The organism is Nostoc sp. GT001, assembly GCF_030382115.1.
Classification (GTDB): Bacteria; Cyanobacteriota; Cyanobacteriia; order Cyanobacteriales; family Nostocaceae; genus Nostoc.
Genome location: NZ_JAUDRJ010000003.1, coordinates 4,204,046 through 4,218,677 on the forward strand (window position 1 = coordinate 4,204,046; position 14,632 = coordinate 4,218,677).

A 14,632-nucleotide genomic window follows, 5' to 3' on the forward strand; every position below is an offset into this window, starting at 1 on the left:
ATGCAATTACAAGCTACAAAAATAGCTTTTATCTAACTTACTTATTTTCCCAATTGAAATCCATAACTGTTCGATCCAGTTATGAAATCATTTTTCAATAAGAAGCAAACAACTGCCCAAATTGTTTTGAGACACCCCATTTTAAAATTAGGAGTTTAAGCAAACTTTAATCAAAGGTAAAATTGAAAAAGAATTCAGAATGGGCTTACGCCCCGCTGCGCTAACAGGAGTCCGAATCAAGACGCTCGTTAAAGAAGGGCGGGGTTAAATTATCAATTACATTACTAAATTCTCAATAAAACAGGTTTTTCCGTTGCGATGCCTATGCGTAGTGTACTAGAGGTAATCGCATTCCAAAATAGCCTATTCCTGTTTTTAGTTTTAACACTTAGTCTTAACTCAATTGTATTGCCTCTAATTCTTCCCTTACAGATAAAGGCTGATACCCCAATGCAAAAGCTTTGGAACTATCCAAGGAAACATCTGTTGGTCTAGGTGCTGCCATTTTCACATCTTGTTGTCGGCAAGATTTAAGTCCGGTAGCAGGAAGTTGAAATACTTCTACTAATATCTGTCCAAAATCATAACGCGAAATCCGCTCTTTGCCACCTAAGTGAATGATGCCGTTAACTTTTTCTAATGCTAATAAAAGTCCTTTGGCGGCAGTTGTTCCACTTACTGGTGTGCGAAATTCATCTATAAATAAACTTAGTTCTTCTTCGGCTTGTAAAGTTTGAATAAATGGCTGAATAAAGCTTTTCGCTGTGGGTGTTGCTGCACCAAACATCAACGGCATCCGACACACTGCGGTCATGGGATACCTTTCTAGCATATCTGCTTCTGCGATCGCCTTTTGCTCACCGTAAAGATTTACAGGGCACACGGCATCTGTTTCTTGATAGGGAGCATTTAAGCCATCAAAAACTAAGTCGGTTGAAGTAAAAGCACAAGGAATAGAATTATCCGCACAAAGCCCGGCAATATTGCAGGATGCGATAACATTAATTGCGTGGGATTCTTTGGGGTTGGTTTGACAAAAATTTGGTTGCGAATGTGCAGCAGTATGAATAACTGCTTCTGGTTTTACATCATTAAAGATACGTTTCAATTCCTGAAAATTTGTTAAGTTCGCTTTTAACATTTTCATGTCAGGAATTTCTAAGGGATGAGATAAATAAGTGCCATAAATCTCCCATTCTTGTTTTGCAAGCTGGCAAAGATGCCACCCTAAAAAACCACTTGCTCCGGTGATTAACAATTTTTTCATGTCTAATCGCAAACCGCTCAAGAAAAAATCCTTTCTACAGCAGGTTTATATTCTACACTGAGTGGTGGTGATAAAATACTATTGCAGTAATTCCTGAAACTGCTTTTTACTACGCACTTTGCTAAAGTCTGGGTCAGTTTTTGCTAATTTCTTGTATTTATCAGGAACAAGCTTGATTGCTTTGTCTAGATTCTCAATTGCTAATTCTAGATTGCTTTGTAAAGCATAAGAGCAAGCTTTATTGTAATATGCTTGGTGCAAATCTTGCTTGATGGCGATCGCTCTATCATAAGATGCGATCGCATCTTGGTAGCGGTGTAGCTTTGTCAGAGCAATGCCTCGGTTAATTAAGGCCTCATATTTGTCGGGTTGGATAGCGATCGCTCTATTATAGGATGCAAAAGCATCTTGGTAGCGTTGCAACGATGTTAAGGCGATGCCTCGATTATACCAAGCTTCATATTTGTCGGGTTTGATGGCGATCGCTCGATCATAGGATGCAAGAGCGTCTTGGTAGCGTTGCAACGATGTTAAGGCGATGCCACGGTTAATCCAAGCTTCAGGACTCTCAACTTTGATGGCGATCGCTTTATCATAAGCTTTTATGGCATCTTCATAATTTTGTCTATCTAATAAATTATTGCCTTGATGAAAGTAATCTTCTGCTTTTTGCGTAGCCTTCGCTTCTATGAAAAGTTGGGTTACATTGCTTTCTTGAACAACCTGTGTAGTATTTTCTGCCGATGAGTTTGCCCCACCACTACAGCCAAATGCCAAGAAAGTTATCAAGCCAGATGCAACGAAGCAGTGCCGAAAAACCATGCTGTACCTACAAAAATTATTAGATGATGTTAAAATTTGTTAGTTTTTTGAGTATTATCAAAATACACTAGTTTTTACCCATTAATTTACTTATATTTATTTTCATAAAGAGTTTTGTTGACAATGCATAAAACTTTATTAAAATCAATAGTGTATAATATTATCATAATAAATACATATAAAGCAATCGCTTAGAACCTACTTTACTCAAAAAACAATTATTTGTGTTGCTATATATATTGCCTAGCTGGGACTCGTCCTAAACATCGTACTCGTGTAGTAATTTACCCTGATAAAAACCTTCTTCAATCCGCTAATACCGACGGTATAAATCAGCCAGGATCATAGGGATGAGCGTGGATGTAATATCAGAATCGCTAGTTTTTCCAACCTTTATCTCTATTAATTAGTTTTATTTTTCTTCAAAACAAAACACAAAGTCAACTCTATATTATTGATAAGTTGTAGACATAATTTCTATTAAATACATGGCAACTTATATGGTTGATATTACTTAAAAACGCAATAATAGGAAATGTTTCTCATATAAATTCCTAGTGTATTGCTAATGCCAGGAAATAATTTCTGGTATTAAATTTGGATATTTTGTATTCATTATTTTCTATTAAGGATATAAAGCTATGTCTATTTTCTCCCCTGATGGACGGACAAAAGTTAGCAACACCACAACTTTTCCGTTTAGTGCTATAGGAAAGATGAGAATACGCTGGAAAGGCCCAGATGGGGTTATTGATACTGCTGATGATATTATCATCAACGGCTCTGGTGCGATGATTTCTCCCTACCACTTTTTAACAGCAGGGCACTCTGTGTATGACACGAGATATGGGGGTTGGGCAGATAAAATTGAGGTGATGCTTGGTTCTAAAGGAAATATCATTGCTGGTACAAACCGAGCTGACTACGAGTACTATGGTGAAGCCAAATCTGTTCATACACGTTCTTTTGAAGGATGGATTCAAGGAGATCAGACGAAAAGCGAAACTTTTCAATACGATATAGGATTGGTGACTCTTGACCGCAATATTGGAAACTTCACTGGCTGGTTTAACTATGGATATGACGATAATCTCACCAGTGGAACTTTAATGAATGTTACTGGATACCCTTCTGATAAGTTTGATTCCAATATCGATGGGAAATTTGATAACTATGATATGTGGACTCAGAGTGGAAAAATCACAAGTACAACTGACTCGATCTTGCGTAGTAATGAGCTAGATATCTCACCTGGCAATAGTGGAGGCCCTCTCTGGCTGAATAATTCCAACACAAATAAACCGACTATTTATGGAGTAGCTTCAAATGAGACAACCAGCAACCAAACTCCGCTTTACAACGAGTTCGCCCGAATTACAAGCACTCGATATAATGAGATTCAAACCTGGATCAACGAAGACACTACTACACGCAAACCCACTGACAAAGCTGATTTAGTAGATTCTGATGTGTGGTTTAACACAACTCTTGGAAGTTTTAGTAATAACACTATTAAAAATGGGGAAAATTTTAGCATCACGGTCTATCCTCGCAACAATGGTACAGCCGCTACAGGTAATTTATCGGTTTCTTTTTACGCTTCTACTGATACCAATATCACTAATAGTATTGGCTCTCATTACTTAATTGGTAATACAACTATTTCTTCGATTAATCCATTCAATTCGGGAACAGCGACTTGGAACGGTGCGTTTCCTAATATCCCAATTGGAAATTACTATGTTATTTCATTTCTAGATCCAACTAATTCAATCCAAGAGTTTGATGAAAGTTTAACTAGCAACCAAAAGGTATTTAGAACTTTACTCACTGTTGCCAATAGTGCGATATCACCTCTGACCATTTCATCAACTCTTAGCTCTTCTTTAACAGCCCGTGAAGAAAATCTCACCACAGGTACAGCCAATATTAATGAGACTGGTAATAATCAGCTAAATGGTGGAAATAGCAATGACATCCTTATAGGGGGAAGTGGTAACGATACTTTCGTTGGAGCTTTAGGTAACGATACCCTAACTGGAGGAACTGGATCTGATGTTTTTATTATTAATACCCCTTCTGAAGGAATTGATAACATTACAGATTTTTCGTCTTTAGATGACACAATTTATGTTTCTAAAATAGGGTTTGGAGGTGGACTTAGTGAGGGTATACTTCAAGCCACGCAATTTTTTATCGGTTCAGTAGCACAAAACAGCAGCGATCGCTTTATCTACGACAATAATACAGGGGGATTATTTTTTGATGCTGATGGTACAGGCTTATCCGGTCAAATCGAAGTTGCTCAACTAGGAATGGGTCTAGCCATGACTAATGCAAATATTTTCGTGATTGCCTAATAAATAAAGACGCGAGAAATCGCGTCTCTACATGAGGGTTTTGAGTTTATCTGTGCAAGGCTTAATTAATGCCAAACACTGACTCGACAGTGGACTTAATCGAATCCCGCGCATCCTTTAAAGTTTGGCTAATGGGATGTTTTGCCTGCAAAAATGCCCGCGCACAGTTGCGTCCCGGCATTCCCGAAATTGAGCCACCTGGATGAGTCCCTGCACCAGTCAAAAATAGATTATCAATTGGCGTTTTGTAGTTGGCTATTTCTGGCAAGGGACGGAAAAATATCATTTGATCTAAAGTCATGTCAACATGATAATAATTTCCTTTGTACGCACCTAGTCTTTCTCCTAGTTCTGCTGGACTTTCTACCCGACGGGCGATAGTTGCATTTTTGACATTAGGTGCATAGTCTGCCAATTTATCAATCACCCGATCTGCAACTTTGTTTTTCAATTCATCCGTCCAACCAGTTCCTTTTAAACCAGTACCTTCTGCACCAGCAATTTGATAAGGGGCAAAAAACTCAATCCATAGGGTGTGCTTGCCTGGTGGTGCTAATGTGGGATCTAAATAACTAGGCATCACCAAATACATTGATGGGTCAGCATCAGGAATTTCTCCCAAAGTGCATTTACTGTGGGCTTGTTCTACATGAGCCACGGAATCTGCAATTAAGATAGAACCAACGAGATATTCATCTTTGTGAGCGTGGTGTGGAAAGCGCAGTGGTTCATCTAAAGCCAAATCTATCTTGAGGATGGTTTCGTTATTGTTAACGATGCGGCGTTCTAATCTTTCCCATAAATCTGGATCGGCTGCGTTAACATCGCTTTTATCTGTCATTTGTAAGAACAACCGCTTGGCATCAATATTAGAAATAACCCCGTGTTTGGCACGATATTCTTTCCCACCACCAACCCGCACACCTACAGCTTTGCCATCATCAATTAAAACTTTTTCAACATGTTGGTCTGTGAGAATAACGCCACCTTTACTTGTGACTAAATTCACCAAAGCTTGTACAAGTGCGCCAGTTCCGCCGCGAGGTCTGGCCATTCCCGGATTATGACGCATTGCCATCATAATTGCACCAATGGCAAGGGTTTTTTGTGATGGCGGCGCGCCCAGTTCTGATGCTAGTCTGGCTAGTGGCGCTTTCAGAAATTCTTCATCAAACCACTCGTTAAGTAAATCTTCAGCGCTGGTTAACATTGTGCGAATGAAGTCCAGCGTTTTGTTAGGGGAACCAATAACTGAGACTAAATCTTTCAGTTTGGTGATGTCGTAGTTACCAAGGATGTCTATAACTGACTTTGGCGGTGCGTTAAACATGGGAATCATTGCACCTAGCGATCGCTGCCAAAAATCTACAAATTCTGCATATTTTTTGGCATCACGTTCGTTGTAACGGGCGATTTCTGCACAAGTCTTTTCCACCGACTTATGTCCTAAGAAATACTTACCATCAGGATGAGGACAGAAAACAACTGGATCGCACTCCAAATAATGCAAGCCGTATTTTTCTAGTTCTAATTCTTCAACAACTGGCCCTAAGTGAATAAATTCATGGTCAATAGCACACAAATTGAATTTAAATCCAGGAGCTTCTTGCGGTAAACATTCTTCAGTTGTTGCTGCGCCACCTGGTACAGAACGCTTTTCTAGTAACAGAACGCTATAACCAGCTTTTAGCAAATAAGCTGCACAAACTAGCCCATTATGTCCAGCACCGATTAGGACAACATCATACTCTTGCATAGTTGGAATTTAGAAATAATTAGCTTTCTGAAATGTTAGAAAATTTTTATTACATTGACATCATCCCTCAGTAACAAAAATTATCTTTAAATAGTGTCAATCCTACTAAAGAGAGATTAAACTTGATGAGGGTATTTGTTTTACCTGAGCTTCTAACATCAGTATTAAAGTACCTTTTTGTACTTCTATATCTTTGATAGAAAAAGCTATATCCTCCCATTTAAAAGATGGTATGTTCATCAGTTCTTTAGCTTTCTGCATGAACGCTGTAATTAATTCTATGGAAATCCCTTCTCCTTCAGTACAGCTAAAACCCTCCAGCATCGCGGGTTGTGAATGAGTTCGTGGGCGAGCGATCGCAGTGTAAGCTAAAGGGCGAGTATTTCCCATTTCCTTTAACAACACCTTTCCCCTAAATTCTATTTTGCCATCACCAGGTAAAAATACCTGAATTTCTTCTGGCTCAAAACTGACAATTTCCCCATCTACATTCAACCCAAAGTTTTGCATCTGGCTACGAACAAAGTCTGAGGTCAAGGCACGGTTAATATCTACTTCTGTGAGTACAACGCGAATAATTGTATTTACTGGCTCATTAAGTTCTATTTGACCAAAAAGAGCGCTAAAGGGATTGATGGCAATACTATCTGTTTGCAGTTTTATTTCTTGTACGCGAATGTCTTCTTTAATGACTAATCCTTGCCCTGCAACCGCAACTCCATCTGCCTGTCCCTGAAGTATTTTTAACAGATCGGTTTTTACATCTATTTCTATTTGTTCTACTTCATCTAGCTGATTGGATATTTGTTTTTCAGCTTCTTGGGATAGAAATTGTTCTTCTAACCGATGCTCATCAGGCATGAATTATTAATTCTCCTAAATGTCCTCTTACTCATAACTGTAAAGGCTAATTCTGGAGAGTAAATCTATATTGGGGTATAGGTAATTTGTGATTTAGAAATAAGACTGCGATCGTTACAGCACTGACAGCTATTATGCAATACAGACCGCCAGGGAATAGAATTCCCTGTCTAATGGTGCAAGTCCTCTAGAAGAGGACTAGAAAAACTTGGGTTAAAGCACTGACAGCTATTATGCAATACAGTACAGTTTTTCTTTTTGCCCTTTTCTATCATAGCTTTCAGCTTTGAGGATGTACCTCATAGCTGCCGGAAGTGCTGTATGCAGCGATCGCAATTATTCTCTCCTCTATCTCGTTCCCAGTCGGAGACTGGGAACGAGGAAAAACGAGGAAAAAATTTGCTGAACGCAACCATCAAACCCCCCAGCATCAAACAGTGGTTGTCTGTAAAATGGGAGACTTTACCTGACGTTGACTCCTGACAACCATCTCAATGGGGCGATCTGGGCCTGTCACCAAACCACGACGTTTAGGTAGCACTTCACCTTTATTAACTAGTTCTAATTCCTTACTAGAAAGGATTTGAGCAAGTGCAAGCTTCATTTCCAACTGGGCAAATGCCAGCCCAATACAGCGCCTAGCACCACCGCCAAAGGGCAAATATTCATAAGCGGAAAATTGCCGTTCTAAAAAGCGTTCTGGCTTAAACTGCTTAGGTTCTGGATAAATATCTTCCCGTTGGTGGGTCAGATAAATAGAACCAAGTAGGATTGTACCCGATTCTAATTCATAACCACCTAGCGATATCGGGGTTCTGACTACCCTTGACAAAGTTAGTATAGCTACTGGGTAAATCCGCAATGTCTCGGAACAAACAGCGTTGAGATAAGGTAACTTGAAAACGGTGCTGGGATCTGGGTTGTCGCCCAAGCTATCTAATTCTTGCAGTAGCTTTTGGCGCACTGATGGTATTTTGTGAATCCAGTATAATGCCCATGCCAAGGCTGTCGCTGTGGTTTCGTGACCAGCGACTAACAGAGTCATCAATTCATCGCGCAACTCTTCATCGGTCATGGGTTGACCGGCTTCATCTCTAGCAGCCATGAGTAAGCTAAGAATATCCGTGCGTGATGAATCTGGTTGTTCTCGACGTTCTCGAATTTCCTGGTAGATGAGTTCGTCAGCTTCTTGCTGAAGGCGCTTCTGTTTTCCCCAGAAGTTAATCGGCCTAAAATCCCTTTGCAAAGCTGGAAAATAAAGCAAAGCTACACTTAAGCGAGAACTGGCTTTTTCTAAAAGATCGCCCAAAAAGTGCTGTAGTTTTTCGGCGCGAGGCCCTTCATATAGACCAAATACAGCTTGCATAATCACCCGTAAGGTAATAGCTTGAGTTGCAGACCGAATATTAAAGCGTTTACCTATTTGGTATTGGCTGATAACTTGCTTGGTGACATCGGTAATCACCTGGCTATAGTTCCGCATTCTTTCGCCATGAAATGGAGGCATTAGCAACTGACGTTGGCGCTGGTGTTCTGCGCCGCTGATAGTAATCACAGAATGCTTGCCCAATAAAGGTTCAAACAGCTGATTCAAATCGCCAGGTGCTTCCAATTCTTTGGTATCATTTGTCAAAATTTGCTGTTGCGCTTCGGGGTTGCTGACAATCACTATAGGAGGCAGATTTTTGTCTAATCGGAGAGTAAAAATCTCGCCATAGCTTTTGGCACAAGCCTCCATAAATGACATCGGATTAACAACCCAGCGCAGCATCTGTACAACTGCTGGAGTTTGCGGCCCATTTGGGAATTTCATAAATTTTTTTCCTACTTAATATTTTTTTGCTACTTCAACTAATTGAAATCTTGGTTGCGTAACTATTTAAAGTACTTATTCTAACGTTGCAAAAAAGCAATAAACTGTTACAACCTCGAAGATGTAAAATTTTGGTTAAATTCAACGAGCATCTACAGTTTCACCTCATCGTCAAAAGGTACTCAGCATGACTGCAATCTCCGCAAAGGCATCTTCAGCGCTTCCTAATTTTTCGGAAGGGATTCAATATTTTGGTGAAGCTTTACCAAATTTTGAAACTTATGGTGCAACACCTGCTATTGAGTCGGGCAAAATCGCGATCGCATTTCCCACAGATAAAGCAGCTGTATATCAAACTTTACTTGCCGCCGATGCCTTACGCTACCTGACTTTGCAAGTTACTGGTAGTAAGGCTTCTGGGCATCCCGGCGGATTTGCTAGCCAAGCAGAAGCTTACGCATCTCTTGTCATGCTGGGATACAAGAACATCATTACCGAAGTCGGACACCACGCCCCCGGATTTTATAGTGCCATGTTCTTGGATCGTTCGCTAGAGGACATGGGAATTTTTACAGTCCAACAATTGCGCGATCGCTTCCGAGAAAAGCACGGACTATTAGGACACCTTTCTGGTTACATTCCTGGTATTCTCGCACCTGCGGGGCCTTTAGGACAAGGGCAACACTTTGCAATGGCGGCTGCACTGTTGCACAAAGATAAATTATTCCCCTTTACAGTTGGGGATGGTGGATTGGGTGAGCCTTATATTGTAAGTGCGATCGCTCACTTCCATACAGCTTATCCTGCTGTCACCAACTTCTTGCCGGTGTTAGTGTGGAACGGTTACAGCCAAGAACATCACAGCATGGTTTCCCTCAAAACCAATGAACAGATGCAAGCATATTGGCAAGGTAACGGTTTTGATGAAGTCGTGTTAGTGGATGCCAAAGATTTTGACGATCAAAACCAACCAGGGGATTACGTTGATAGTACGGCTTTCTCCTTTGAGAAACGCCTAGAATTTACGCAAGCAGTACTTTCGGGTGTAGATAAAGCAGCGCGATCGGCCCTTGGTGGTAAACTTACCGTCTTCATTATTAAACAACTCAAAGGTGCAGGAGTCCACGCGCGGGGTGCAAAATCTCACAACTTATATCCTAAAGATACGTTGGATGCGCCACATATTATCAGTGCATTGCAAACCCGTGCTTTATCTGCGGAAGCTTGGCAATTAGTCAGAACAAATGCCGAACGCGCAGGTGGTGGCCCAGCAGCAAAAACTGTGGTGACAGAATTTGAATTTCCATTACCAGAATTAGGCGAATTACCTTTAGAAGAATATGCAGTTGGAGGTGAAGCCAAAGTTTCCACAACCGCAATGGGACGATTGGTAGGAATAGTTGGAAATAAAGATCGAAATTTCCTCGTCACCAACGCCGATGGTAACGAAGCATCAGGAATTGCCAACATCAACCAAGCATTAAAGATTATCCACCCGACAACCGACGACTTATATAATCAAGCACCAAATGGACAAGTTTATGAACCATTGAGTGAAGATGCTTGTGCCGGTTTAGCTGCGGGTTTAGCGTTAATGGGTGCGAGAACTTTGTGGTGTTCTTACGAATCTTTTGCCATCAACGGATTACCAATTTGGCAAACTGTAACCCAATCAATGGCAGAATTGCGCCGTCAAACTCCCTCGACTATTACTTTATTCACAGCAGGTGCATTAGAGCAAGGGCGTAACGGTTGGACTCACCAACGTCCAGAAATTGAAGCTTACTTTGCTTCGTTGATGCGAAATGGAAATGTTTTCCCATTATTTCCCCCTGATGCTAATAGTATTCAAGCCTGTTATGACTGGGCTTTGAAAACCAAGAATAAGGGAATTGTAATTACAGCAAGTAAATCGCCGTTACCAATTCGCACAACTTTAGAAGAAACTCGTCAAGGGTTACGCGATGGTGCAGTGTTATTACATGAAATTGCTGGTGATAAACAAGTTGTATTTGCTGTAATTGGCGATATGACATTAATGCCAGTATTTGAAGCTGCGGCTTTCTTAGAAACTGAAGGTATTGGCGTGAAAATAGTTTCTGTGATCAATCCTCGGCAATTGTACCGTAGTCATGATACCGCGTGGGATACCTGTTCTGAACCCGAAGGCGGTTTCTTGGATGATGCAGCATTTGCCAAATTATTTGATGGTGATGCGCTAATTGCGGTGACAGGTGGTGCTGCGGCGATGTTAGAACCGATTCTGTTGCGGAGTACGGCGAAGCGCGACACCTTTGCTTGGAAGCGTGGGGAGACTACCGCGAGTGCTGGCGAGTTGATGGCATTTAATGGATTGACTGCTGAAGCGTTAACGAAACGTGCGATCGCATTAGTGCATTAAAGCTGCGTAGGCGTAGCCAGCCGTAGGTATCGTTTTTTATTTTATCGCAAATGTACGTATGGAAATGCTGAAAAATTGCGTTTAATGCGTATATTTGCGTTTTTTTATGAGAATTTCTAAGGCATTAATTCTAAGGCATTAAGATTAATTTATAAATAAATGTGGTTAGATTTACTGAAATTCTTTAACATTAACAGGTTTTGAAGTCAGAAAAGCTGCTTTTGAAGTCAGAAAAGCTACTTTTCAAGTCGCAAAAGCTAGTTTACGAGTTCAAAACTTGATTTACAAGCCAGGATGAAACCCGATATTTTTATAGAAAACATGGCGTTTAATGGATTCACTGTGGAAGCTTGACAAAAAGTGCGATCGCTTTAGTTCATTAAGGTTGGGTTTTGTAACTAGAAAAGTCTGAATTTCTAACCGCATATGCACGCAGATCAAACGCAAATAGATTAGCGGTTCAATACGTGTATATCCTGTTTTGATTGTAATTATTTTTTTGTATATTTTTAATGTGTAAATAATTCCCAAAATATTTTATGTATAAGATAGAGGTCAAGATTGATGGCCAATTTATCAATAACTTTTCTAATGATTCTATCTATGATTTGGTTTTTCTTGACTTAGAATTTTGGCCGGATTATTTACAGGTACAGGGAAAAGCAGTACAAAGAATATATGGATACACTATTACTCGGCTTCTCAAAAGAACTAATCAGCAATATATCAAAGTTAAATTTTTAGAGTTTGAAGTTGAGGAAGAGCAACTTGTTAAGGAAATTATGCAAGATATTTCTAGGCTGAAAAACAAAACTTTTATCGGCTTCGAGATAAAAAAGAGTGATCTAAAAACGTTGAGAAACAGATTTAAAGCTCTATCAATATATCCAAATGTTAATGAAATAAAACTATTTGATTTTAGAGATTACTCGCAAGAATATGGCTATAAAGGATTAAATGGTTTGTTTGAACAACTTGAAATCAAAGTAAATAAAAAAATTGACGGTAAGTATTTTCGTAAAAATCCCAACAAAGTATTTTTACGAAAAAGGGGCTGGATAGATATTTTATTAAATATGTTTGAGTATTGTTTAGAAGATGCCACAGGTTACTTTGAAATTGTGTCAAATTGGAATAAAAAAAATCCTTTAATAACTAAAAATATGATTACAAGTGAATCCTTAAATTACTCTGAAATAGAAAAACAAACATCAGTTACACTAATAGATCAGGATGCAGAAATATTTTCTATGCAAAACTTCCAACCAACATCAGACCAGCTTCTAAGTAGTCTCACAGTATCAGACTTAGAAGCTTTAATCGTCAAAATTGTTCAGAAAACTCTTAAAGAAGAGATGCAAAAGCTAAAGCACGATCATTTACTAGATCAAACAAAACAGATGAATCATCCACTAAAAGTTTTTGTATAAGCATTTACAACAAAATAATATACACGTATCACACTCTAAAGATTGGGCAATACCTATCGCCTGATCGCGAACCGTAACCATCCATATAATCTTTATTAGTAGACAAATCACTCGCTGCTTCCACACAACCAACATATTGTTGAGCCAAACTCAAAGCTGAAACCCCTAAATTTTTATCTTGAGAAGATAACTCTTGCTTTTGTATTTTTGCAAGTAAAAATTCTACAAAATCTAACGCATCTTGTTGCTTATCAGGAGGTAATATTCTTACCTTGTCTATCATAATTTCTTCAATACTCATTTTATCTAGCGTCTCGTATAAACTAAATATATTTTAAATTTTCAAGTATTATTTGGCTGTATGCCTTTAGCCGCGACTTCAATCGTTAGGCTCAAGAGGATAAATTTACGAAGTATACATCGCACTGTTTACATTAATTTATCACGCGCGATCGCGCAATTTATTTTCTACCAATGTGACGTACTTGTATGCTGTAGAGTGAAACAATTGCCACAGTTTCTCCATCTAATGTGACAAATTCAACCTCATATCCTTTGCCACCCTGATGCACGAAAACAACTGTACCTATATCATCCTCTTCTAAGCTATGTTTTGGGAGATCCCTAGTCAAAATAACCCGATCGAGTTCTTGAATCATCGCTATCAATCTTGCAGCCTCAGCCAACTATAATGTAATTAAGATTTTAGATAAGGATGGAACCATGACTAACACTCAAAAGATGGTTCGCTTAAACCTAGATTTGTCACCTGAACTAAATCAGATATTAGACGAACTAGCAAATAAAATAGGTACAAATAAAGGTGATGTTTTGCGTCAGGCTATAACCTTGATGCAAATTATGGTTATAGCTAAAGAGGAAACCAAAAAATTAGGAGTGACAGAAGCAAATCAATTGATAGCAAATGAAATCATTCTCTCATCTAAACACCAGGCAAAATCGCATTCACTAGACACGTTTATGGAAAGGCTTGGCCCTTGGGAAGATGAACGTACTGCTGAGGAAATAGTCAAAGATATTTATGATAGCCGTACTATTTCTAACAATGACATTAGTCTATGACTTATTTACTTGATACTGATACTTACATTTATTGAGTTAAGGATATTAATTCAGTCAAAAATAAAGTTAGATAAATAGGATGGGAGCAAATTTGTATTTGCAGCATCACGGTTGCTGAATTATATTTTGGTGCTTATAATTCTCAACGAGTATTGGAAAATTTAGCTCGTGCAGAAGACTTTATTCAAAACTTACCCGTTCTACCTTTAACCGCTCCTGCTCTGAGAAAGTATGGTGAATTAAAAGCAGAACTCAGTAAAATAGGACAAACTATTGCTGAATTTGATTTACTAATTGCTAGTGTTGCAGTTGCAGAAAATTACACTTTAGTAACAAACAATACTCGTCACTACAGCCGCATTTCTAATTTGCAGGCTGGAAAACTGGATTTAACCTAAAAATATTAAGTATTTTAAACTTTTGATTTAACTGCTTGCTGTGATGCTTGTAAAGTCTGAGGCAAACTCCAGTCGGGACGCAAGCTAGCGGCGTTGCGTAAATAAATATGATGAATTGAGGCGGAGGCTGGCAGATAGGCGTGGATTAAGAAGCGAATGCAGCGCTGTAAGCTGCCTTCGACGTGCATTTGCTGCACATCCAACATAGCCACATTATCCCAACCAGGACGCGCTCTTGCGATCGCAGCTGGAAAAACTGCATCCAAATCGCGTGTCACTGAAAAAGTCACACTAATGATGTCCGTTGGCTGGAATTGATTCCGGTTTTCCAGTTCATTGAGTAGTTCTGTAACTACCTCTTGAATTGTCTCAACAGTATTTTCTGAAGCGGTTGTTGCTCCGCGAATAGCCCGCATTTGCCAGTCCACGCCAAAATCCTCC

General features: G+C 39.4%; 13 protein-coding genes. 5 read left to right on the forward strand and 8 right to left on the reverse strand.

Features of this window, described 5'->3' with window-relative positions:
• Nucleotides 1-394: 394 nt before the first annotated feature.
• Nucleotides 395-1,267: an SDR family oxidoreductase gene (locus tag QUD05_RS20725; protein WP_289797710.1), complete on the reverse strand. Its 873-nt coding sequence runs from the start codon at nucleotides 1,265-1,267 to the stop codon at nucleotides 395-397.
• 78 nt (nucleotides 1,268-1,345) lie between these two features.
• Nucleotides 1,346-2,089 carry a tetratricopeptide repeat protein gene (locus QUD05_RS20730; protein ID WP_289797711.1) on the reverse strand — a complete coding sequence of 248 codons (744 nt, stop codon included), beginning with the start codon at nucleotides 2,087-2,089 and terminating at the stop codon, nucleotides 1,346-1,348.
• A 641-nt stretch (nucleotides 2,090-2,730) separates the two neighbouring features.
• Between QUD05_RS20730 and QUD05_RS20735 the strand changes: the two genes are divergently transcribed.
• Nucleotides 2,731-4,449 carry a trypsin-like serine protease gene (locus QUD05_RS20735; RefSeq protein WP_289797712.1) on the forward strand — a complete coding sequence of 573 codons (1,719 nt, stop codon included), beginning with the start codon at nucleotides 2,731-2,733 and terminating at the stop codon, nucleotides 4,447-4,449.
• A gap of 61 nt (nucleotides 4,450-4,510) precedes the next feature.
• Here QUD05_RS20735 and crtO read toward each other — a convergent pair whose 3' ends face one another.
• From crtO to QUD05_RS20750, 3 genes are all read right to left on the reverse strand, one after another.
• Nucleotides 4,511-6,205: a beta-carotene ketolase CrtO gene (gene crtO, locus QUD05_RS20740; protein ID WP_289797713.1), complete on the reverse strand. Its 1,695-nt coding sequence runs from the start codon at nucleotides 6,203-6,205 to the stop codon at nucleotides 4,511-4,513.
• 105 nt (nucleotides 6,206-6,310) lie between these two features.
• Nucleotides 6,311-7,066 carry an LmeA family phospholipid-binding protein gene (locus QUD05_RS20745; protein ID WP_289797714.1) on the reverse strand — a complete coding sequence of 252 codons (756 nt, stop codon included), beginning with the start codon at nucleotides 7,064-7,066 and terminating at the stop codon, nucleotides 6,311-6,313.
• Nucleotides 7,067-7,496: 430 nt separating this feature from the next.
• On the reverse strand, nucleotides 7,497-8,879 hold the full coding sequence (locus QUD05_RS20750; protein WP_289797715.1) for a cytochrome P450: 1,383 nt from the start codon (nucleotides 8,877-8,879) through the stop codon (nucleotides 7,497-7,499).
• Nucleotides 8,880-9,066: 187 nt separating this feature from the next.
• Between QUD05_RS20750 and QUD05_RS20755 the strand changes: the two genes are divergently transcribed.
• Both QUD05_RS20755 and QUD05_RS20760 read left to right on the forward strand, forming a co-directional pair.
• Nucleotides 9,067-11,280 (forward strand): phosphoketolase family protein, encoded by a 2,214-nt coding sequence (locus QUD05_RS20755; protein WP_289797716.1) that lies wholly within the window; start codon nucleotides 9,067-9,069, stop codon nucleotides 11,278-11,280.
• A gap of 539 nt (nucleotides 11,281-11,819) precedes the next feature.
• Nucleotides 11,820-12,710 (forward strand): hypothetical protein, encoded by an 891-nt coding sequence (locus QUD05_RS20760; protein WP_289797717.1) that lies wholly within the window; start codon nucleotides 11,820-11,822, stop codon nucleotides 12,708-12,710.
• Nucleotides 12,711-12,738: 28 nt separating this feature from the next.
• Here QUD05_RS20760 and QUD05_RS20765 read toward each other — a convergent pair whose 3' ends face one another.
• Both QUD05_RS20765 and QUD05_RS20770 read right to left on the reverse strand, forming a co-directional pair.
• Nucleotides 12,739-13,011, reverse strand: a complete 273-nt coding sequence (locus QUD05_RS20765; protein WP_289797718.1) for a DUF2281 domain-containing protein — start codon at nucleotides 13,009-13,011, stop codon at nucleotides 12,739-12,741.
• A 160-nt stretch (nucleotides 13,012-13,171) separates the two neighbouring features.
• Nucleotides 13,172-13,369, reverse strand: a complete 198-nt coding sequence (locus tag QUD05_RS20770) for a DUF4926 domain-containing protein (protein WP_289797719.1) — start codon at nucleotides 13,367-13,369, stop codon at nucleotides 13,172-13,174.
• 64 nt (nucleotides 13,370-13,433) lie between these two features.
• Between QUD05_RS20770 and QUD05_RS20775 the strand changes: the two genes are divergently transcribed.
• Nucleotides 13,434-13,793, forward strand: a complete 360-nt coding sequence (locus QUD05_RS20775) for a YlcI/YnfO family protein (RefSeq protein WP_289797720.1) — start codon at nucleotides 13,434-13,436, stop codon at nucleotides 13,791-13,793.
• 104 nt (nucleotides 13,794-13,897) lie between these two features.
• Nucleotides 13,898-14,191, forward strand: coding sequence for a PIN domain-containing protein (locus tag QUD05_RS20780; protein WP_289800035.1), 294 nt, complete (start codon nucleotides 13,898-13,900; stop codon nucleotides 14,189-14,191).
• Nucleotides 14,192-14,205: 14 nt separating this feature from the next.
• Here QUD05_RS20780 and aroH read toward each other — a convergent pair whose 3' ends face one another.
• Nucleotides 14,206-14,607 carry a chorismate mutase gene (aroH, locus tag QUD05_RS20785; RefSeq protein ID WP_289797721.1) on the reverse strand — a complete coding sequence of 134 codons (402 nt, stop codon included), beginning with the start codon at nucleotides 14,605-14,607 and terminating at the stop codon, nucleotides 14,206-14,208.
• Between the last annotated feature and the right edge of the window lie 25 nt (nucleotides 14,608-14,632).

Coding starts and splice junctions, on each gene's coding strand:
- QUD05_RS20725 (WP_289797710.1), bottom strand. CDS start 1,267: ATGAAAAAATTGTTAATCACCGGAGCAAGTGGTTTTTTAGGGTGGCAT.
- QUD05_RS20730 (WP_289797711.1), bottom strand. CDS start 2,089: ATGGTTTTTCGGCACTGCTTCGTTGCATCTGGCTTGATAACTTTCTTG.
- QUD05_RS20735 (WP_289797712.1), top strand. CDS start 2,731: ATGTCTATTTTCTCCCCTGATGGACGGACAAAAGTTAGCAACACCACA.
- crtO (WP_289797713.1), bottom strand. CDS start 6,205: ATGCAAGAGTATGATGTTGTCCTAATCGGTGCTGGACATAATGGGCTA.
- QUD05_RS20745 (WP_289797714.1), bottom strand. CDS start 7,066: ATGCCTGATGAGCATCGGTTAGAAGAACAATTTCTATCCCAAGAAGCT.
- QUD05_RS20750 (WP_289797715.1), bottom strand. CDS start 8,879: ATGAAATTCCCAAATGGGCCGCAAACTCCAGCAGTTGTACAGATGCTG.
- QUD05_RS20755 (WP_289797716.1), top strand. CDS start 9,067: ATGACTGCAATCTCCGCAAAGGCATCTTCAGCGCTTCCTAATTTTTCG.
- QUD05_RS20760 (WP_289797717.1), top strand. CDS start 11,820: ATGTATAAGATAGAGGTCAAGATTGATGGCCAATTTATCAATAACTTT.
- QUD05_RS20765 (WP_289797718.1), bottom strand. CDS start 13,011: ATGAGTATTGAAGAAATTATGATAGACAAGGTAAGAATATTACCTCCT.
- QUD05_RS20770 (WP_289797719.1), bottom strand. CDS start 13,369: ATGATTCAAGAACTCGATCGGGTTATTTTGACTAGGGATCTCCCAAAA.
- QUD05_RS20775 (WP_289797720.1), top strand. CDS start 13,434: ATGACTAACACTCAAAAGATGGTTCGCTTAAACCTAGATTTGTCACCT.
- aroH (WP_289797721.1), bottom strand. CDS start 14,607: ATGCGGGCTATTCGCGGAGCAACAACCGCTTCAGAAAATACTGTTGAG.